Source organism: Pseudomonas sp. HN11, from assembly GCF_021390155.1.
Lineage (GTDB): Bacteria > Pseudomonadota > Gammaproteobacteria > Pseudomonadales > Pseudomonadaceae > Aquipseudomonas.
Window position 1 is genome coordinate 4,230,256 of the sequence record NZ_CP089985.1, and the last position, 17,914, is coordinate 4,248,169.

Annotated in this window: 16 protein-coding genes and 3 pseudogenes; 11 read left to right on the top strand and 8 right to left on the bottom strand. The window is 55.7% G+C overall.

Features of this window, described 5'->3' with window-relative positions; all coding sequences use genetic code 11:
- Positions 1-89: 89 nt before the first annotated feature.
- Positions 90-1,622, top strand: a complete 1,533-nt coding sequence (locus LVW35_RS19220) for a GMC family oxidoreductase (protein ID WP_233891590.1) — start codon at positions 90-92, stop codon at positions 1,620-1,622.
- Positions 1,623-1,674: 52 nt separating this feature from the next.
- Here LVW35_RS19220 and LVW35_RS19225 read toward each other — a convergent pair whose 3' ends face one another.
- Positions 1,675-1,908 carry a hypothetical protein gene (locus LVW35_RS19225; protein ID WP_100490160.1) on the bottom strand — a complete coding sequence of 78 codons (234 nt, stop codon included), beginning with the start codon at positions 1,906-1,908 and terminating at the stop codon, positions 1,675-1,677.
- 279 nt (positions 1,909-2,187) lie between these two features.
- Here LVW35_RS19225 and LVW35_RS19230 point away from each other — a divergent pair, with 279 nt between their 5' ends.
- From LVW35_RS19230 to LVW35_RS19250, 5 genes are all read left to right on the top strand, one after another.
- Positions 2,188-3,171 (top strand): DUF1852 domain-containing protein, encoded by a 984-nt coding sequence (locus LVW35_RS19230; protein WP_233891591.1) that lies wholly within the window; start codon positions 2,188-2,190, stop codon positions 3,169-3,171.
- Between the two features lie 26 nt (positions 3,172-3,197).
- Positions 3,198-4,226, top strand: coding sequence for a methionine synthase (locus LVW35_RS19235; protein ID WP_233891592.1), 1,029 nt, complete (start codon positions 3,198-3,200; stop codon positions 4,224-4,226).
- Positions 4,226-4,744 (top strand): flavin reductase family protein, encoded by a 519-nt coding sequence (locus LVW35_RS19240; RefSeq protein WP_233891593.1) that lies wholly within the window; start codon positions 4,226-4,228, stop codon positions 4,742-4,744. The genes LVW35_RS19235 and LVW35_RS19240 overlap by 1 nt, the downstream gene beginning before the upstream one ends.
- Before the next feature lie 170 nt (positions 4,745-4,914).
- Positions 4,915-5,904: a zinc-dependent alcohol dehydrogenase family protein gene (locus LVW35_RS19245; protein ID WP_233891594.1), complete on the top strand. Its 990-nt coding sequence runs from the start codon at positions 4,915-4,917 to the stop codon at positions 5,902-5,904.
- A 341-nt stretch (positions 5,905-6,245) separates the two neighbouring features.
- Entirely contained in the window at positions 6,246-6,485 is a 240-nt protein-coding gene (locus LVW35_RS19250; protein ID WP_233891595.1) for a DUF6124 family protein, read from the top strand.
- 181 nt (positions 6,486-6,666) lie between these two features.
- Here the strand turns inward: LVW35_RS19250 and LVW35_RS19255 are convergent, their stop codons facing one another.
- Positions 6,667-7,059: a hypothetical protein gene (locus LVW35_RS19255; protein WP_233891596.1), complete on the bottom strand. Its 393-nt coding sequence runs from the start codon at positions 7,057-7,059 to the stop codon at positions 6,667-6,669.
- A 175-nt stretch (positions 7,060-7,234) separates the two neighbouring features.
- Between LVW35_RS19255 and LVW35_RS19260 the strand changes: the two are divergent.
- Positions 7,235-8,677, top strand: a pseudogene (locus tag LVW35_RS19260) (IS1182 family transposase).
- A 296-nt stretch (positions 8,678-8,973) separates the two neighbouring features.
- On the opposite strand, the pseudogene LVW35_RS19265 reads toward LVW35_RS19260, so the two are convergent.
- From LVW35_RS19265 to LVW35_RS19280, 4 genes and pseudogenes are all read right to left on the bottom strand, one after another.
- A pseudogene (locus tag LVW35_RS19265) lies at positions 8,974-9,213 on the bottom strand (transposase domain-containing protein); the annotation flags it as partial.
- A gap of 113 nt (positions 9,214-9,326) precedes the next feature.
- The gene (locus tag LVW35_RS19270; protein ID WP_233891597.1) at positions 9,327-9,947 is read right to left on the bottom strand and encodes a hypothetical protein; all 621 of its coding nucleotides are present in this window, start codon (positions 9,945-9,947) and stop codon (positions 9,327-9,329) included.
- 270 nt (positions 9,948-10,217) lie between these two features.
- A pseudogene (locus LVW35_RS19275) lies at positions 10,218-11,019 on the bottom strand (GNAT family N-acetyltransferase).
- A 276-nt stretch (positions 11,020-11,295) separates the two neighbouring features.
- Entirely contained in the window at positions 11,296-12,258 is a 963-nt protein-coding gene (locus LVW35_RS19280; RefSeq protein ID WP_233891598.1) for an alpha/beta fold hydrolase, read from the bottom strand.
- A gap of 169 nt (positions 12,259-12,427) precedes the next feature.
- On the opposite strand from LVW35_RS19280, the gene LVW35_RS19285 reads away from it, so the two are divergent.
- Positions 12,428-13,318, top strand: a complete 891-nt coding sequence (locus LVW35_RS19285; RefSeq protein WP_233891599.1) for a LysR family transcriptional regulator — start codon at positions 12,428-12,430, stop codon at positions 13,316-13,318.
- A 104-nt stretch (positions 13,319-13,422) separates the two neighbouring features.
- Entirely contained in the window at positions 13,423-13,905 is a 483-nt protein-coding gene (locus tag LVW35_RS19290; RefSeq protein WP_233891600.1) for a hypothetical protein, read from the top strand.
- Positions 13,906-14,082: 177 nt separating this feature from the next.
- On the opposite strand, the gene LVW35_RS19295 is transcribed toward LVW35_RS19290, so the two are convergent.
- A complete protein-coding gene (locus LVW35_RS19295) occupies positions 14,083-14,970 on the bottom strand; it encodes a LysR substrate-binding domain-containing protein (RefSeq protein WP_233891601.1) in 888 nt (295 codons plus the stop codon).
- A gap of 222 nt (positions 14,971-15,192) precedes the next feature.
- On the opposite strand from LVW35_RS19295, the gene LVW35_RS19300 reads away from it, so the two are divergent.
- Positions 15,193-16,155, top strand: coding sequence for a DMT family transporter (locus LVW35_RS19300; protein ID WP_233891602.1), 963 nt, complete (start codon positions 15,193-15,195; stop codon positions 16,153-16,155).
- Here the strand turns inward: LVW35_RS19300 and LVW35_RS19305 are convergent.
- Positions 16,150-16,773 carry a helix-turn-helix transcriptional regulator gene (locus tag LVW35_RS19305; protein ID WP_233891603.1) on the bottom strand — a complete coding sequence of 208 codons (624 nt, stop codon included), beginning with the start codon at positions 16,771-16,773 and terminating at the stop codon, positions 16,150-16,152. The genes LVW35_RS19300 and LVW35_RS19305 overlap by 6 nt on opposite strands.
- A 187-nt stretch (positions 16,774-16,960) precedes the next feature.
- On the opposite strand from LVW35_RS19305, the gene LVW35_RS19310 reads away from it, so the two are divergent.
- Entirely contained in the window at positions 16,961-17,908 is a 948-nt protein-coding gene (locus LVW35_RS19310) for an ornithine cyclodeaminase family protein (protein WP_233891604.1), read from the top strand.
- The last annotated feature ends 6 nt before the right edge of the window (positions 17,909-17,914 follow it).

Below are 17,914 nucleotides of genomic sequence, written 5' to 3' on the forward strand. Positions count from 1 at the left end.
CATTCTCACCAGGGGCCAGGCACTTATCAAGAACGCACGAAAAAGTAAGTGCCTGACTTTAATTGCATCAAGCGGATGGAAACGGATTCATGTCCAGCGATAATTTTGACTTCATTGTATGTGGCGCCGGCGCATCCGGCTCTGTGGTCGCCGGCCGACTGGCGGAAAACCCCGACGTTCGTGTGCTGCTGATCGAAGCCGGTGGCACTGACGACCACCCCGACATCGAACAGCCCGGCCACTGGCCGCTGAACCTGGGCACTGACCGCGACTGGAACTTCACCGCGGCCGCCAACCCGCACATCAACCACCGACAGCTCCCGCTGAGCATGGGCCGGGGCCTGGGTGGCGGGTCGAGCATCAACGTGATGCTGTGGGCGCGAGGGCACAAAAACGACTGGGAAGACTTCGCCACAGAAAGCGGCGACCCGGCCTGGAATTACGCCTCCGTGCTCAAGCTGTACCAACGCATCGAACACTACCAGGGCGCCAGCGACCCAACCCGACGCGGCACCGACGGCCCGGTTCACATTCAACCGGCGTCGGGGGCCCAGCCCATCGCCCACGCCCTGCTCAACGCCGCCCGCGCGATGGACATCCCGACCTTTGAAAGCCCCAACGGCCTGATGATGGAAGGCCGTGGCGGCGCGGCCATCAACGACTTGATCATCAAGGACGGCAAACGCCACTCCATTTACCGCGCCTATGTGCGACCACGGCCCAACCTCACCGTGCTGACCGACACGCTGGTGAGCCGGCTGCTGTTCGAGGGCCAGCGGGTGGTGGGCGTTGAAGCGTTGCGCGACGGGCAGACCCAGCGCTACCAGGCCGACCACGAAGTGATCCTGTCCCTCGGCGCAATCAACACGCCCAAGGTGCTGATGCAGTCTGGCATCGGGCCTGAGGAGGAATTGCGGCGCCACGGCATCGCGCTTCGCCAGCACCTGCCCGGCGTCGGGGCGAACCATCAGGACCACGTGTCCTTCGCCGCCATCTTCGAATACGCCACGCCACAACCTTTGGGCTACGGCGGCTCCGAAGCCACGTTGTACTGGAGCAGCGACAGCGCCCTGCGCCTGCCGGACATGTTCCACTGCCAGCTTGAATTCCCGGTACCCAGTGCCGAAAACGCCCACCTTGGCGTCCCCGCCCACGGCTGGACCATGTTCGCCGGCCTGGCCCACCCACAAAGCCGTGGCCTCGTGACGTTGTCCGGCCCGCGCGTGGACGACGCGCCGATCATCCAACCCAACACCCTCGCGCACCCGGACGACCTGCGTTGCGCCCTGGACAACCTGCGCTTCGTCCAGGAATTGGGTGCACAGCCCGCGTTCAAGGGCCTGATCAAAGGTGAATGCCTGCCGGGCAAGCTCGACTCGCAGGCGTTGGCAGGCTACGCCCGCAATGCAGCCGTGACTTATTGGCACCAATGCGGTACCGCCAAAATGGGCCGGGATTCGATGTCAGTGGTTAACAGCCGCCTGCAAGTCTACGGCGTGCAGGGCCTGCGAATTGCCGACGCCTCGATCATGCCGCACGTGACCAGCGGCAACACCATGGCGCCGTGCGTGTTGATCGGCGAGCGCGCGGTGGAGGAGATTCGGGCGCTGTATCAGCTCTGACCCGCTGAGCCATGAACCTGCGGCCGAATCGTCCATCCCCCAACAAGACTGCCTAGCCCTTCAGCTCGCCCGCCCGATGACTCGCTGCGTCGTCGTAGGCCACATACAGCGACTCGGCGATCTGGCTCTTGATGGCTTTGCTGGCTTCCAGCCCGAGGACGAAACCCTCCGCCTTCCCGCCCGCACGGTTGAGTTCTTCGTGGGTGGACGCGCCGGTGATGGCGTCGAGAAGCTTGGTGGCGTGAGGGCCGACGCCTTTCGGCAGGCTGATTTGGTCGATGGACATGGGCGATACCTTGCAAGAGAGAAATCGGTAGCGCGTGGAACCACTGCCGGGGAGGCATGGTAGACCGGTTTGCACACAAAAGGGCTGGTTTTGGCGCTCGCCGCGCAACGGGCCTACACCCCATCATGAGGAGCGCTAACGCTGCCGTGAAATCAATTCAGTTTTGCTCATGTTGTTGCCTGCCTAGAATGCCCCCTACTTCAAGACAGGTTATAGACCGCTGAACAAGCACCTGAACACGTTCAGGTGCTATCGCGGCAATCAGGGTGTGGCATCACAATGAACAAAGAATTTGCATTTACGGTCAAGAGCATTCGTTTCGACGAGCACTATCACCCCGCCGAAAACACGCGCATCACCACCAACTTTGCCAACTTGGCGAGGGGCGCGAGCCGTCAAGAAAACTTGCGCAACACGTTAAGGATGATTGATAACCGCTTCAATGCCTTGGCCCATTGGGATAACCCCAAAGGCGATCGCTATACGGTCGAGCTTGAAATCATTTCCGTGGAAATGGACATGGGTACACAAAGTAGCGGCCATGCCATTCCTTTGATTGAGGTATTGAAAACCAACATTGTTGATCGAAAAACCAACGAGCGCCTGGCAGGCATTGTCGGCAATAACTTTTCCTCTTACGTACGCGACTACGACTTCAGCGTGCGCTTGCTGGAGCACAACAAGGATCAACCCCAGTTCAGCACACCCGCGGACTTTGGCGACCTGCACGGACAGTTGTTCAAGAGCTTCGTCAATTCCAGCACCTACAAAGAACACTTCAACAAGCCGCCGGTCATTTGCCTGAGTGTGTCGAGCGCCAAGACCTATCACCGCACCGAAAACCTGCACCCTGTACTGGGCGTTGAATACCAGCAAGATGAATATTCACTGACGGATGAATACTTCAACAAGATGGGGCTGAAGGTTCGCTATTTCATGCCGGCTAATAGCGTTGCGCCGCTGGCGTTTTATTTTTCCGGCGATTTGCTCAGCGACTACAGCCCCCTTGAGCTGATCAGCACCATCAGCACCATGGACACCTTCCAGAAGATTTACCGCCCAGAGATCTACAACGCGAACTCTGCAGCCGGCAAATCCTATCAACCCAGCCTGCAACACCAGGACTATTCACTGACGCGGATTGTGTATGACCGCGAAGAACGCGGCCGACTGGCCATCGAACAGGGCAAGTTTGTTGAAGAGCACTTCATCAAGCCCTACCAGTCGGTGCTGGCGCAGTGGTCTGCCCACTGCGCGCGTTGATTCCTTTAAAAGACAAGGTCACCCTAATGAAAAAGCTATTGCCTACCTCAACCGCCGGCAGCTTGCCTAAACCGTCCTGGCTGGCACACCCCGAGACACTGTGGTCACCCTGGAAACTGCAAGAAGAAGCCTTGATCGAGGGCAAACAAGACGCCTTGCGCTTGTCCCTGCAAGAACAACAAAACGCTGGCATTGATATCGTCAGTGACGGTGAACAAACACGCCAACACTTCGTCACCACCTTTATCGAACACCTCAGCGGCGTGGATTTCGAGAAGCGTGAGACCGTCAGAATCCGTGACCGTTATGATGCGAGCGTGCCGACTGTGGTGGGGGCTGTCACCCGTCAAAAACCGGTGTTTGTCGAAGACGCCAAGTTCCTGCGCCAGCAAACCAGTCAACCGATCAAGTGGGCGTTGCCAGGCCCCATGACGATGATCGATACGCTGTATGACAACCACTATAAAAGCCGCGAAAAACTGGCCTGGGAATTCGCCAGGATCCTCAATGAAGAAGCCCGGGAATTGGAAGCGGCGGGTGTGGATATCATCCAGTTTGACGAGCCGGCCTTTAACGTCTTCTTTGACGAGGTGAATGACTGGGGCGTTGCCACCCTGGAACGGGCCATAGAAGGCCTTAAATGTGAAACGGCGGTGCACATCTGCTACGGCTACGGCATCAAGGCCAATACCGATTGGAAAAAGACCTTGGGCTCCGAGTGGCGCCAGTACGAAGAGGCGTTTCCCAAGTTGCAGCAATCCAGTATCGATATCGTCTCGCTGGAATGCCATAACTCCCATGTGCCCATGGAACTCATCGAACTCATTCGCGGTAAAAAAGTGATGGTCGGTGCCATTGACGTGGCCAACCACGCCATTGAAACACCGGAAGAAGTCGCCAATACCCTGCGCAAAGCCCTGCAGTTCGTGGATGCCGACAAGCTTTACCCGTGCACCAACTGCGGCATGGCGCCCCTGCCCCGCCGTGTGGCACGCGGCAAGCTGAATGCGTTGAGTGCCGGCGCTGAAATCATCCGCCAAGAACTGTCGAACTGATGCCCACCCTGTCACGTCCCTGTGCGACCATCGAGCCCTTGAGCTTTCGCGAAGCGCTCGGGCACTACGCCTCCGGTATCACGGTGATTACATCGCACCTCGAGGGCGAGCCGATTGGCTTTACGTGCCAGTCGTTCTACAGCGTGTCGATGAGCCCACCGTTGGTGTCGTTCAGCGTCATGGCCAGTTCCGCCAGCTACCCCAAGATCCGCCAGGCCGGTCGATTTACCGTCAACATCCTCTCGGGCGAGCAGGTCAATATCTCCAACCAGTTTGCGCGGCGTGGCACCGACAAGTGGCACGACGTCGACTGGCAGGCATCGCCGCTGGGCAACCCGATCATCGCCGGCAGCCTGCATTGGCTGGATTGCGAGATCCATGCTGAACACGCTGCCGGGGATCACCTGATTGTGATTGGGGAAGTGAAGGCGCTGAACCGACAAGAAGCGGCGGCGACCCAACCCTTGCTGTATTTCAAAGGGCAATATTGCAACCTCGCCGCGCCTGGCGCGGTATAGCCTGTACGCGCGCCGTCCTCGCCAGGGGCGGCCGCCCGTAAAGGGGACAGGCCTATTTACCTCTGAAACAGGCCACACGACCCACCGATCAATGCCTACAACATTGCCCTAAAAGTACTGCATAGCGCTTAGTATGGAACGCCTCTGCGATCAACCCGAGGTCATCCGCCATGCCACGCATTGTCCGAATCCACGCCTACGGCGACGCCAGTGTCTTGAAACTCGAAGACATCGACGTCCCCGCCCCCGCCGCCGATGAAGTGCAAATCGACGTCAAAGCTTTCGGCCTCAACCGCGCCGAAGTGATGTTCCGCAACCACGCCTACCTGCAAGAAGCCGAATTCCCCAGCCGCCTTGGCTACGAAGCCGCCGGCGTAGTCACCGCCGTCGGCGCCAACGTCAGCGACCTTCAAGTGGGCGACGCCGTCAGCGTCATCCCACCGCTGGACATCGCTCGCTGGGGCACCTACGGCGAGGTCGCCAACGTGCCCGCCCACCTCACCGTCAAACACCCGCAGACCCTCAGCTTCGTCCAAGCCGCAGCCTCCTGGATGCAATACGTCACGGCCTGGGGCGCCCTGGTCGAACAAGCCAAACTCACCCAGGGCGACTTCGTATTGGTGACCGCCGCCTCCAGCAGCGTCGGCCTCGCCGCCTTCCAGATCGCCCGCAGCGTCGGCGCCACCGCCATCGCCGTCACCCGCACCCGCGCCAAACAACAAGCCCTGCTCGATGCCGGCGCCCACCACGTCATCGTCAGCGACGAAGAAGACCTGGTGCAACGCGTGATGCAACTGACCGACGGCCAAGGCGCCCGCGTCGTGTTCGACCCCATCGGCGGGCCCGGCTTTGAAGCCCTCACCCAAAGCATGGCCCAGGGCGGGATCCTGCTGGAATACGGCGCACTGAGTGCCGAGCCGACGCCGTTTCCGTTGTTTACCGTGTTGGGGAAATGTTTGACGCTCAAGGGGTATTTGTACGCCGAGATCGTCGCCGACCCGGAAGTGTTGGCGCGGGCCAAGGCGTTTATTTTGGACGGATTGGCGTCGGGCGCGTTGTCGCCAGTGATTGCGAAGACGTTTACGTTGGATGAGGTGCAGGACGCGCACCGGTATTTGGAGGCGAACCAGCAAGTGGGCAAGGTGGTGGTGACGGTGTGAGGGCGATGTCCTAGGACATTTCCCAAAGCGGGGGAGTGGGTTGCCCGATTGCCTACGCCTGCGTCAGAATCCGCCGGCTTGTGCGCTGGGGTGGTGGAATCTAAGGTTGCGCGGTCGCTGAATTTTTCGGTGATCGGGTTTAGTAGCCTGATGGTTCAATTACGTTGAGTGCATGAGCTTCATCAATCTGACATTCCTGTCGGTGCTTGATGGTGGCTGTGCGCAGGGCGCCTTCGGGCGCGCCGGCTTTGCGTAGTTCCCCGGTCTACTAACCTGCGTACAGCTGCCACCCTTTCGTTTAGTAGCGATGGGGTGACGGCCCGACTAAGGGAATTACGAATATGTGCAAAGCATCATCTGACCCGACCATCCTGTTTTCCGTCAGCCCCGACGCCAGTACTGAAAGCCTTATTACCAATAGCTACGAGACCTTTAGCTCGGTGAGCACCCTGCTGCTCGACCTATCGGAAGATCTCAGCGGTAAACACCGTGACATTGCACTGGCGATTCACCAACTGAGCGAACTGGGCGTGCTCATGACGGCAAGGCTCCTCGACCACGAAGCACCCTGCCCTCGTTGAATAACAGAATCCCAGTCACTAGCTGACTGCTCGCCGAGTCGTCATATGCCGCGGTTACGATTCGGCGACTTTGCTTCCCATGAAATCGATGAACTCCGGAGCAGGTCTAAACTCCCGGCTTTACCTATGTAGTTCAGGGTCTGCTTTCGGCCCAGGCTGTGTGAAAACGGGCTGGATGCAGTTAACTAAACGCTATGCAAACAGGTTCCATTTCTACCAACGCATTTTCACAAGCACCTACGAGATCTCGCACGCAGTAAAGTCTCCATCCCTTACCCGATCCCCACTTGGCAGCGTCCGTTTCAAGCGAAAACTCCTCCTCCTGCGTTGCCTGAGCCCAATCATCGTGCCCGATCTCAGCGATCAGTTGCGCTTGGTAGACCCGTAAAAATGGAAGCAAGCTTTTCGCTTGTTCTACATCTATGAGGACAAAGTCTGCTGTATCGAGTTGCTGTTTAACATTCTCGACCAGTTCGTGAGCCTGCAATGGGAGTGCATCTAACACTGCCTCCAAGGCTGATCCCGATTTGTCGGCACTTTGGAACGTACCGCAAATGATGTTCCCTCCTGCCATATCCTTTTCCCTGTCGTGAATTCGAAGCCTAGATTAGGCACCTCGCGATCAAGTGTCTATCGTCAACTCTTCGCTGATTTATGCCCGTCGTGAGCGACCAATCGGTCCCAGGCTTGGTGAAAAAATTCCCAGATTGTCTAACCTTCTGATCGTCGAGATCGTATCGGGGGCGATCATGAAGCGATTCATTGAGGGTGAGACTCGGACACAGGTGACGCTGCTGCCAGAGTGCCTGGACGATTACGTAACCGAAGAAAATCCAGTCCGAGTGGTCGACGTTTTCGTCGATCAACTCGACCTGGGCGCACTTGGTTTTGAGGGCGCCAATCCTGCCGCAACGGGTCGTCCAGCCTATCACCCAGCGGTCTTGCTGAAGATCTATATCTACGGCTACCTCAATCGGATTCAGTCCAGCCGCAGGCTTGAGCGTGAGGCCGAGCGCAACGTCGAGTTGATGTGGCTATCGGGACGTTTGGCTCCGGACTTCAAAACCATTGCCGACTTTCGCAAAGACAACGGCAAAGCCATTCGCAGCGTATGCCGCCAATTCGTAGTTCTTTGTCGCAACCTCAATCTCTTCTCCAATCAATCATCGCCATCGACGGCAGCAAATTCAAAGCCGTCAATAATCGCGACCGCAACTTCACTCAGGGCAAGGTGAAGGCACGCGTGCAGCAGATCGAGCAGAGCATTGATCGATATCTGGCGGCGATGGATTCGGCGGATCGGGCAACACCCGAAATGGCCGAGGCCAAAGCAGAACGGCTTAAAGAAAAGATAGAAACACTGAAAAAGCAGATGCAGAAACTCAAGGACATCGAGGCGCAGCTCCACGACAGTCCAGACCAGCAGATCTCCCTCACAGACCCAGATGCACGCTCAATGGCCACGAGCGGTCGAGGCACCGGAACGGTTGGCTACAACGTACAAACAGCTGTCGACGACAAGCATCATTTGATCATTGCCCATGAGGTGACCAACGTTGGTAATGATCGTGGGCAACTGAGCAATATGGCGAACTTGGCGCGTGAACAAATTGAGGCTGAAACGCTAACGGTGGTGGCCGACCGAGGCTACTACAAAGGTCTGGAAATCCTTGCCTGCGAGCAGGCGGGCATCACCACCTTTGTACCAAAACCTCTGACATCAGGCAGCAAGGCCGAAGGCCGAAGGCCGATTTGGTAAGCAGGACTTCATCTACGTTGCTGCATCGGACGCGTATCGATGCCCTGCGGGACAGTTGCTGACCCGGCGGCATTCGTCGATAGAAGACGGCATGTTGTTGCACTGTTACTATTTCTCGGGCTGCCAGTCCTGCGCAATGCAAAAGCAATGTACGACGGGTAAGGAACGCCGTGTGAAGCGCTGGGAACATGAGGCTGTAGTCGACGCGATGCAGGTTCGACTAGAACATGATCCAGCGATGATGAAGGTTCGTCGACAGACAGTTGAACACCCTTTTGGAACGCTCAAGTACTGGATGGGAAGTACCCACTTCCTGACCAAAACACTGCCGAGGGTGAGCACTGAGATGAGTCTTCATGTGCTCGCCTACAACCTCAAGCGAATGATGAGCATCTTCGGTATCGCAGGACTGCTGGAGGCGATCAGGGCTTGAATCGAGTCGCTTGGCTCACCCGTTAGTAGCCGTTTGGGGCGCTGACGCTGCCCAAACGGAATTACAAACGCCTATGTAGATGGCTAGGGCAATTCGCGCTTCCGCCCGCTTACTCCACAGCCAATCCTCGCGACTTTCAGCTTTCGACGTGTTCAGTGCGTTTTCACACAGCCTGGGCCGAAAGCGGTCATTACGGCCGCAGCAGCTCTCTCTTCCAATTTCGATGATGAATTGGACGTGGCCTCCGTTCAGTCTTCGACATCCAACGAAACATCATATCTTGCTTAATTAACCGGTTACCACTTATACGGCAGCAACTGATCGATTTCACTCGCCCGCTGCGTCGGCAGGCGCGTGAGCACATCCTTCAAGTAAGCATATGAATCATGACTATTCAGCCGTGCAGACTGGATCAAACTCATGATCGCCGCCGCTCGTTTGCCGCTGCGTAGCGACCCTGTAAAGAGCCAGTTCTTGCGACCCAACGCCCAGGGTCGGATCTGGTTCCCGCACCAATTATTGTCAATGGGTAGCGCTGCTGTCGACTTGGGGACATCAGACGCTTGAGCGGATGCTAAAAGCCCTGTACTTACTGTTTCAAGGTGTGCTCTTCAAGGGCGGCTGTCGCGAGGGAACGCACCACTCCTCGTTAATCTGTAACCTGCGGGCAAGGGTTAAAAACCTCGGTTACGTCGAGTGTTGTATGCCACGGGACGGCAGTGCCTGAAACCATTCCGCCTACGGTTTGCTGTCGACCCGAGTTGCGCACATATCCCCCATCCGTCCCAGTGAAGACGTGCTGCCCTGGCTTCGTCAGATAATCAAAGAAACTGACTTTCACAGGCGCATTCATTTGCCCACCTGGCGTAATGACGGCGAGCATGATCGCTCGGTCTTTGGTGAATACAACGAACGGTTCGACTCCAGCGCGACCACCAACTGTCTTTACGCACTGCACTTGTTCTGGGAGGATGCGTGCGGTTTCAGTGTAGGTGTGGTTGTTGTAGAGGCTGAGGATCAGGCCTTTGCTGGTCAACACTCCCAGGCCTTGAGTGGCTCTGCAGCTGCCTTCGCTTCCATATGGGAACAAACACCAGTTCGTTTCCGACACGGCTTGAATATCCGATGGTGCAATTTTCAGATCGCGCTGGATTTGGGCTTTTGATTCCGGCGTGTCGTAAGGGATCATCACGCATCCACCGACTGCCACTGCTGCGATGAGGCCTATGGCCGCAGCTACGTTTTGAACTGATGATTTGAAGGTATTCATTGTTCGCTCTCCTTGCTGTATTACCACCACCGGAAGGCTGTGGCGATTTTGGTAACGAACCTTACGGCATGGGCGGCAAGCAGTCATCCTCGTGCTGATAGCTGGATCGGTAGATGACTTGACTGGACGCTTACATTACGGTGGCAGAATCGACGCACAACTGGCGGTCAGGACAGGCGGGACTCGGCCAGTAGGCGACCAGAAAAGTCGAAAGAGGAACGAGCCACCAAGACTGCGCCGACTACGACAGCAGCCGGCCAAGAGCAGACTTCAACTATCTACCAGGCGATATAGCGCTTGAGCGTGGGATGTCGCTAGCCCTGTACGCTGCAAATTTCGGCGACTTTGGGAGCTGGGAAGCGCGGTTGCGGCGATCACAAGACTACCGTGTTTTTTTGCTTGCTCTACCCGATGAGATATCAGGGCTCCATGGTAGCCCTGGCCTCGTGCATTTTTTCGGGTGGCAGCCGTCCCAAGGTAGGCAACTCCATTGCAGGCCAGGTACATCAACGCTCCTGCCACGACCTTTCCATCAGCTTTAAGGACGTAGATTTTCAGACGTTCATTTGACATCAGTCCTGCGAACGAAGCCTGGCTCAACTGAAGATGCTCTGGCTTGGTATGAAATCCACTCGCATGCACGGCTGCGAACTCAGGAAGCGTTTGTGAGGTGGCTTCTTCGATTTCGAATGAGTGGTGATTCAAGACCACATTTTCGATGTGTGCACGCGAGTTGCAGATGCGTCCACCCCCTCAAACGCTCCAGCCGCTTCTCACCCACCAAAGCGTACTGTTTCAAAGTCGAGGCCTTTCCGATAAGAGGCGTTACTGTCGAATACTCTACTGATGCCTTGAGCAAGCTCAATAGTGGCTTGGGTCTGTCGGTACTATCGCCGTAGATGCGATTGAGCATCGGGCTAGGTGATGCCTTCACCTGAAAGCATGGAAAAGCTTCGTTGAAAAACACACGAGCACCAAAAGGGTTTCCACTTATCCGAGACAAACTCTCGACGCGGGCACATAAATACTCGATTTCAGCGGCCTCAATCGCATGAGCCATTCCGACATTCATGTGCATAGTCCTTATTGCGTGATGTCTCAGAAGGGTAACGGCAAATTCAACAATACACACCTCCAAACACACAGCTGGTAGATAACCTCTCCGGTGTCCCTTTGGGATCGATAACTGCCTGTCGCGAAGGGCTGCAATCGGCCAAAAGCAGTCAGTCGGATGTTTCTACGAAGCTAGGCGCTATTGAGCCACCTAACACACAACACGCTAACGAGCGAGTAGAGAGGACCAGCAACAGCGAGCGCACGGCCCGCCGTTGCAGACGTGCGACGGGACTTATTTTTGCGGCACGACATTCCGGTCGAGGAAACGGTGGATTTCGCCACTGATCTCGTTCACGTGTGTTTCCAGTGCGAAGTGCCCGGTGTCATAGAGATGTACTTCAGCTTTGGGAATATCACGCTTGAATGCGTTCGCCCCTGCCGGGAGAAAAAACGGATCGTTCTTTCCCCAGACGGCCAACATCGGCGGCTGGTATTTGCGGAAATAGGCCTGGAACTCGGGGTAGCGCTTCACGTTGGTGGCATAGTCCCCGAACAGGTCCAGCTGGATTTCATCGTTACCTGGTCGCGACACGAACGCGTAATCCAAGGTGTAAGTTTCCGGCGCGATACTGTCAGGGTCCGCTACGCCATGAGTGTATTGCCATTTGATTGAATCTGGTTTGATCAGCTCGCGCAATGCGTTGCGGTTTTCGGCAGTGGGAGCGTTCCAGTAACGTTGAATCGGGTTCCAGCCCTCGCTGAGGCCTTCAACGTAAGCATTCCCGTTTTGGCTGATGATTGCGGTGATTCTATCGGGGTGTGCGACGGCCATCCGCCAGCCCACAGGCGCACCGTAGTCGAAAACCTGAAGCGCGTAGCGCTTAAGCGCAAGTGCTTCAGTAAACCCGTCCATGGTTTTGGCGATGTTGTCGAACGTGTATGAGTACTTCGCCCGATCAGGGCTGTCCGAGAATCCAAAACCCGGGAAGTCAGGGGCAATCACGTGGTAACGGTCCGCCAGCTTCGACATCAAGTCGCGATACATGAAGGATGAGGTAGGGAATCCATGAAGCAACACGATGGTTGGCGCCGAAGGGTCGCCCGCTTCCCGATAGAAGATGCGGACCCCTTTTACCTCGACAAAATGGTGTTGGACGTCGCTTGCCCGTTGATGGCTAATGTCCGCCGCTTCGACTCCTGCGCTGACAAGCGCTGCACTGAGGGCCGTTGCCGCTAATAAACTTTTAATGCTCATGCAAACTCCTTGGACACTGAATGAAAAAGATAAGTGGTCTATCAGGCGGTGAGTTCATGGCTTGTCGAGCGTCAGGCGCACCCACTTGATAGGGCTATATTGCCTGTTTCAATAAACCTGCATAATTCGAGAATATCGGTAATCTACCTACCAAATATTGGAACATTCCATGGACAGATTTGAGGCAATGAAGCTGCTCGTGGCTGCGATTGATGCTGGCAGCCTGACGGCGGCCGGCCGGCTAGCCGATATCCCTCTTCCCACCATCAGCAGGAAAATTTCTGACCTGGAGACGCTGATAGGTAGCCGTTTATTGATTCGGACCACGCGTAGGCTCTCGTTGACCGATGCAGGGGTGGCTTATGTGGCTGCTGCACGCCGAATATTGGAGCAGTTGGAGGTTGCCGAACGCGAAGCTGCCGGAGAATTCATTGCCCCCAAGGGCGAACTGGTCCTGACCGCGCCAATCATGTTCGGCCGGCTGCATGTGCTGCCGATCGTCAACGCATTTTTAGGGGAGTTTTCCGAAATCAACATTCGGCTCTTGCTTTCAGATCGCAACGCTCACCTCGTTGACGACCACGTGGACATGGCGGTGCGCATCGGAACACTCGCTGATAGCGGCATGATCGCCACTCAGGTGGGGGCCATGAGAACTGTAATTTGTGCGAGTCCTAGGCTGCTGGAAGCGTATGGAAGACCTGAATGTCCCGCAGATCTGCAGAATTGGCCAACCGTGCGATTTGACGCCCCTATGCCTTTTCAAAACTCAAAACATGGCGTGGCAGAATCAACGAAGCGGATGACCCCGCGCTTATCGGTGACGACCGCTGAAGCCGCAGCGCAGGCTGCCATTGATGGCGTTGGAGTCGTTCAGTTATTGCACTACCAAGTCGCGGAAGCGGTCAGCGAGGGACTGCTGGAGATTGTGCTGGATAAATATGAGCCTTTGTCGGCGCCTATCAACCTGATCCACATGTCACCTGGACACATGCCCCTGAAAATGAGGCGGTTTTTGGATTTTGCTGTTCCTCGGTTTCGTCAACGCCTGGATCAGTAAATTCAGCGATGGCGTGCGTAAACATTCAGATGGCATAAGACTTATATCGGGAATGTTGGCGCGAACACGCCGACGAAGTGGGCTAGAGGCCGAAAATTTCTAAGATGGCTGCAATCGCGGGAATTTATGATTTTTTCACGAGAGGGTTAAGAACAAAATCAAGAGACTGGACCATCGACCACGATTACGATAACCACCAAAGCCGATTTGCTCCCAAGTTCCAGGAATTATTCATGCCATTCATTGTTACCTGCGTTGTGTCCCTGTTTTTTTGGACTGGTGTTTCAGCAATCACAGGGGCTGAGGAGCCGTGGGACCTAGCCAGTTACTGGACGATCATCTATCCCGCCGCGCTAGCGCTGTCGGTAATCCTCGGGGCAGTACTAAGAAGCTCACAGTGGTCCGCAGGTGGCGTCGTAATGCTCTCTCAGATCCCAGTGGTTTTAGCGATTTCTGGTGCATCCCCGTTGCTAGGCGTCGGTATCATCTATGCGGCCCTTCTCTCAATTCCGGCGATAGCCCTGTCATGGCTCGCCGGCAAATTGCGCTCAGGTAAGAAGGGACGATGGACATCTACGAAGAAATGAAGGCTCCGTTCCGGGAACAACCGAGACGCGTACTGATTACACAATAAAGATTGAGCCAGGCAAAAAAATACGGCGGCCGGACAGTACGACGTAACCCCCCGTTCGCCCAAATACGATTGATAGATGCCCTTTGCGCAGATCCCCCCCGCAAAGCCAAGACAGAGTGTGCTCAAGTTATCAATTTTGTTGGGCTCGCTGCGCTACGTCGCAAAGCCATCGGCGCAACAGTTGGGCTGCCTCACCCAACACCACATCGTTGGCCTGCACCACGTAATAGCCTTTACCTGTCCTTAGGGCAGCGTCAAAGACCGGTACGAGAAGGCCTCGCTGTACGTCCTCCTCAACCAGCCAAGGGCTGGTGAGCACTAGACCTTGATCGCGCCGGGCCGCGTCGATTGCCAGCTCAGACTGGTCGAATTTGAGGCTGCTGGAGAAGCTATCGGGAAACATCCCGACCGATGATAGCCATTGAGACCAGTGAGCATGAGACGTCGTATAGAGCAAGGTTGCTCCCAGCAAACAATCAAGGCTATGCAACTGGAGCCGTTCGCGGTAAGCCGGGCTGCAATAAACCCTTACCTCGTCCGGCAAGAGCAGTTCTGCGTTCACGTCACTGCCATATCCATCGAAATGCCGCACTGCCAGGTCGCAAGTAGCGTCATTGAAATCCACAGCATCGGTAGATGCGCTCAAGTGCAGTTGCACCTCTGGATGACGTTCCGTGAACAAAGGCATGCGCTTTGCGAACCAGGAGTTGGCGAACGCCGGCGGCAGGCTTAAACGTACCTGCTTGTCCCTACTCCCTCGGACGGCGAGATTGGCGGTCTCTAGCTGGCGAAGCGCCGGCTTGACTTGCTCCCAATAGCTCAGCGCTTCAGCCGTTGGTCGTAGCCTGCGAACGTTACGCACAAACAGCTGCGTTCCTAGCCAACCTTCCAGCTTGCGAATTTGTTGCCCTACTGCTCCCGGCGTCACAAACAACTGGCTTGCCGCAAGACTGACGCTTCCCGTTCGCATGACCGCGTCGAAACAAGCTATGGCCCGAAGGGGCGTATCAGCTCTCATAACGTAGTTTTTCTCTTCTATAGGCTGAAAACACGTGATTTGTAGCGGCTTGCTTACTTTCGCACAATCCACGTTCGCCGTAGGGCAACAACAGATCCCAACTTCCAAGGAAAGGCCAATGTCGATTGTTCGAGCAACCTGGTTTGACGATAAATCACCCGAGGTGAACAGCAGGTCGTCGCAGGCAAATAAAGGGTTGCCCCAATCAAAAGGTATCGATGAATGAGGAAGTCAGTAGACGGAGCCGCCACGGCGGTGATGGTTCTGCTATGCCTCATATGGGGTGCCCAGCAAGTGGCGATCAAAGCTGTTGCGAGCGACATAGCCCCTATCATGCAGGTCGCCGTTCGCTCCGGAGTCGCTGCACTCCTGGTCTGGCTAATAGGAAAATGGATCATGCGGGAGGTATGGTTACCAAACGTTTGGTGCCACTCCGGGTTAGTCGTGGGCATTTTATTTGCCGCTGAGTTTCTGCTTGTTGCGCAAGGACTACGCTGGACAAGTGCTTCGCATATGGCGGTTTTTCTTTATACAGCGCCGTTATTCGCCGCCATCGGCCTGCACCTGCGCCTGCCGGAGGAGCGTCTTGGTGCAATGCAATGGCTTGGCATGTCTTTAGCATTCGCCGGTATTGCCATCACCTTTCTCATGCCGCGTGATGGGGGCGCGACTCAGCCAGCCATCACAGACAGTCTACTGGGCGATCTGCTGGGTTTAGGCGCAGGTGCTGCATGGGGGTTCACGACCGTAGCGGTGCGTACCAGCCGCCTCAGTGAGGCACCAGCAACCCAGACTCTGTTCTACCAACTCGCGGGCGCGTTTCTCCTCTTGTTGCCCTCAAGCCTGCTGCTAGGCCAGAACGCAATGACCTTTTCAACCCAAGCTGTGGCCAGCTTGATTTTTCAAACAGTGATTGTGTCAGTAGCAAGTTACTTAATCTGGTTCTGGATGCTTCGTCGCTACCTCGCAGCTCGCCTTGGTGTGCTGGCTTTCATGAGTCCGCTCTTTGGCGTACTCATGGGGTACCTATGGCTTGGAGAACAGACAAGTTACGGATTTCTGCTGGGTGCAAGCCTCACTATTGTTGGCCTGCTGGTAGTGAATCTCAGCAAGTCGGGCGGACAGACTCAGGAGGAAAGCAGTTATCTGAGACCCAAAAATCACAAGGAGAAAGTACCGTTATAAACCCGTGGCTGCTCTGGAGCGCCTTAGATATTTGTAGACGGTAGCCCGTGATAGAGATAACAGCTCGCAGATGTAGTTGGTTGCATTGCGCAGCGCGAAGACTCCGCCTTTATCCATTTCACCAATCAGTGCCACCATTTCTTCTGAAGTAAGCGACCCCAACGTCACCCTGCGAGCCCTCAAAAATTCATCCATAACAGAATGAGCTAACTCTTGAAAATCTGTGGCGAACAATGCCGGAGGCTTCTCAACGGTCTGTTCAAGACCTAAAAATGACGCAGCGATTTCTGCCATCCCGCTCATGACAGTGATGTCAAAATTTACGCATAAGAGCCCGATCTGGATCCCTTCAGGATCTCGGAGCACCGCTGTAACCGACCTTAGCTGTCGGCGATCAAAATTCACCTTTCTATAAGGGCCCGCAACATCTCCCTCGAATGATGCCCCGTCGTTGATATCCGTCAATGAACTGTCGCCGACCCGCCGCTGAGAGAACACATTGAAGATATGTGCAATCTTTCCGGAGGCCAGGTCATGAATAATGACCTCGGCGTGCGGATCCAGGAGCTTCGCAATCGCCTGGGCGCTGCTGATGTAATTATCCAGATGTTTATTCACGGTAAAAATATGCCTCGAAAAAATACAAAACGTCTTCAAGATACTAATTGTATTTTTGTGCTATGGTTATGCCCGCCTTTACTGAAGCGCCCGATTGTAGCGCCATATCCCGTCTAACGGCGGCGAGTAACCGCCAGTCAGCCGGGTAAGCGCAACGCCCGTCTTTCAATAGCCGATGGAGCAATCGATGAATATCTACACTCAAGCGCAAATCATGAGTGCCTTGTGCCCAAGAGACGCTGCTGCGCTGATCGCCGAAGGATTCATTGCCCATGCTGACGGGCTTGTGCACCTGCCTCCGGTTCAGAGCTTTCAGTTCCCGGCCAGCAACGGTGACTGCTGCGTGAAGTCGGCTTGGACGCTAGGAGACGAGGTGTTTTCAGTCAGGGTCTCGGCAGGTTTCTACGACAATCCTGCGAAGGGTTTTTCCAGTAATGATGGGTTGACGCTGATTTTCTCGGCCTTGACGGGACAACCCGTCGCTTTGCTTCGGGATGGCGGCTGGCTGACCTCAATGCGTACAGCGCTGGCGGGGCAAATCGTGGCGAGGGCTTTGGCGCCTTCACAGGTGAGAGGCATTGGTGTGGTGGGTACCGGCGACCAGGCACGCATGCAACTGGAACAACTGATGCCCGTCACGGCATGTCGACGCTTGACGGTTTACGGGCGTAACCGGCAAGGCTTGGAACAATATTGTGAATTTGCCGACGCTTTAGGCTTTGATGTCGTTGCTACCCAAGATGCAAAGGACGTTGCGACCAACTCCAACCTAATCATCACGGCTACCCCCTCTCGCGAAGCCATCATCGCGAATGAATGGGTCAACCCTGGGACACACATCACTGCGGTAGGCGCAGACAGCCTTGGCAAGCAAGAGCTGGATATGCACCTAGTTGCACGTGCCGATGTGATTGTCGTGGACTCAATAGAGCAATGCTGCCAATTCGGTGAGATTTCAGGAGCCTTCAAATCCGGCCTGATCGACAAAGGCAGCCTTGTAGCACTCGGCAGCGTATTGAGCGGTCACGCCATCGGGCGACAGGACGACACGCAGATTACCATTGCAGACCTTACAGGCTTAGGCGTACAGGATGCTCAGATTGCGAAATGCGCCATGGCATCACTAGCGCACTAGTGGATA

Excerpts from the sequence above, each read along its gene's own strand:
- LVW35_RS19220 (WP_233891590.1), top strand. The coding sequence starts at position 90 with ATGTCCAGCGATAATTTTGACTTCATTGTATGTGGCGCCGGCGCATCC.
- LVW35_RS19225 (WP_100490160.1), bottom strand. The coding sequence starts at position 1,908 with ATGTCCATCGACCAAATCAGCCTGCCGAAAGGCGTCGGCCCTCACGCC.
- LVW35_RS19230 (WP_233891591.1), top strand. The coding sequence starts at position 2,188 with ATGAACAAAGAATTTGCATTTACGGTCAAGAGCATTCGTTTCGACGAG.
- LVW35_RS19235 (WP_233891592.1), top strand. The coding sequence starts at position 3,198 with ATGAAAAAGCTATTGCCTACCTCAACCGCCGGCAGCTTGCCTAAACCG.
- LVW35_RS19240 (WP_233891593.1), top strand. The coding sequence starts at position 4,226 with ATGCCCACCCTGTCACGTCCCTGTGCGACCATCGAGCCCTTGAGCTTT.
- LVW35_RS19245 (WP_233891594.1), top strand. The coding sequence starts at position 4,915 with ATGCCACGCATTGTCCGAATCCACGCCTACGGCGACGCCAGTGTCTTG.
- LVW35_RS19250 (WP_233891595.1), top strand. The coding sequence starts at position 6,246 with ATGTGCAAAGCATCATCTGACCCGACCATCCTGTTTTCCGTCAGCCCC.
- LVW35_RS19255 (WP_233891596.1), bottom strand. The coding sequence starts at position 7,059 with ATGGCAGGAGGGAACATCATTTGCGGTACGTTCCAAAGTGCCGACAAA.
- LVW35_RS19270 (WP_233891597.1), bottom strand. The coding sequence starts at position 9,947 with ATGAATACCTTCAAATCATCAGTTCAAAACGTAGCTGCGGCCATAGGC.
- LVW35_RS19280 (WP_233891598.1), bottom strand. The coding sequence starts at position 12,258 with ATGAGCATTAAAAGTTTATTAGCGGCAACGGCCCTCAGTGCAGCGCTT.
- LVW35_RS19285 (WP_233891599.1), top strand. The coding sequence starts at position 12,428 with ATGGACAGATTTGAGGCAATGAAGCTGCTCGTGGCTGCGATTGATGCT.
- LVW35_RS19290 (WP_233891600.1), top strand. The coding sequence starts at position 13,423 with ATGGCTGCAATCGCGGGAATTTATGATTTTTTCACGAGAGGGTTAAGA.
- LVW35_RS19295 (WP_233891601.1), bottom strand. The coding sequence starts at position 14,970 with ATGAGAGCTGATACGCCCCTTCGGGCCATAGCTTGTTTCGACGCGGTC.
- LVW35_RS19300 (WP_233891602.1), top strand. The coding sequence starts at position 15,193 with ATGAGGAAGTCAGTAGACGGAGCCGCCACGGCGGTGATGGTTCTGCTA.
- LVW35_RS19310 (WP_233891604.1), top strand. The coding sequence starts at position 16,961 with ATGAATATCTACACTCAAGCGCAAATCATGAGTGCCTTGTGCCCAAGA.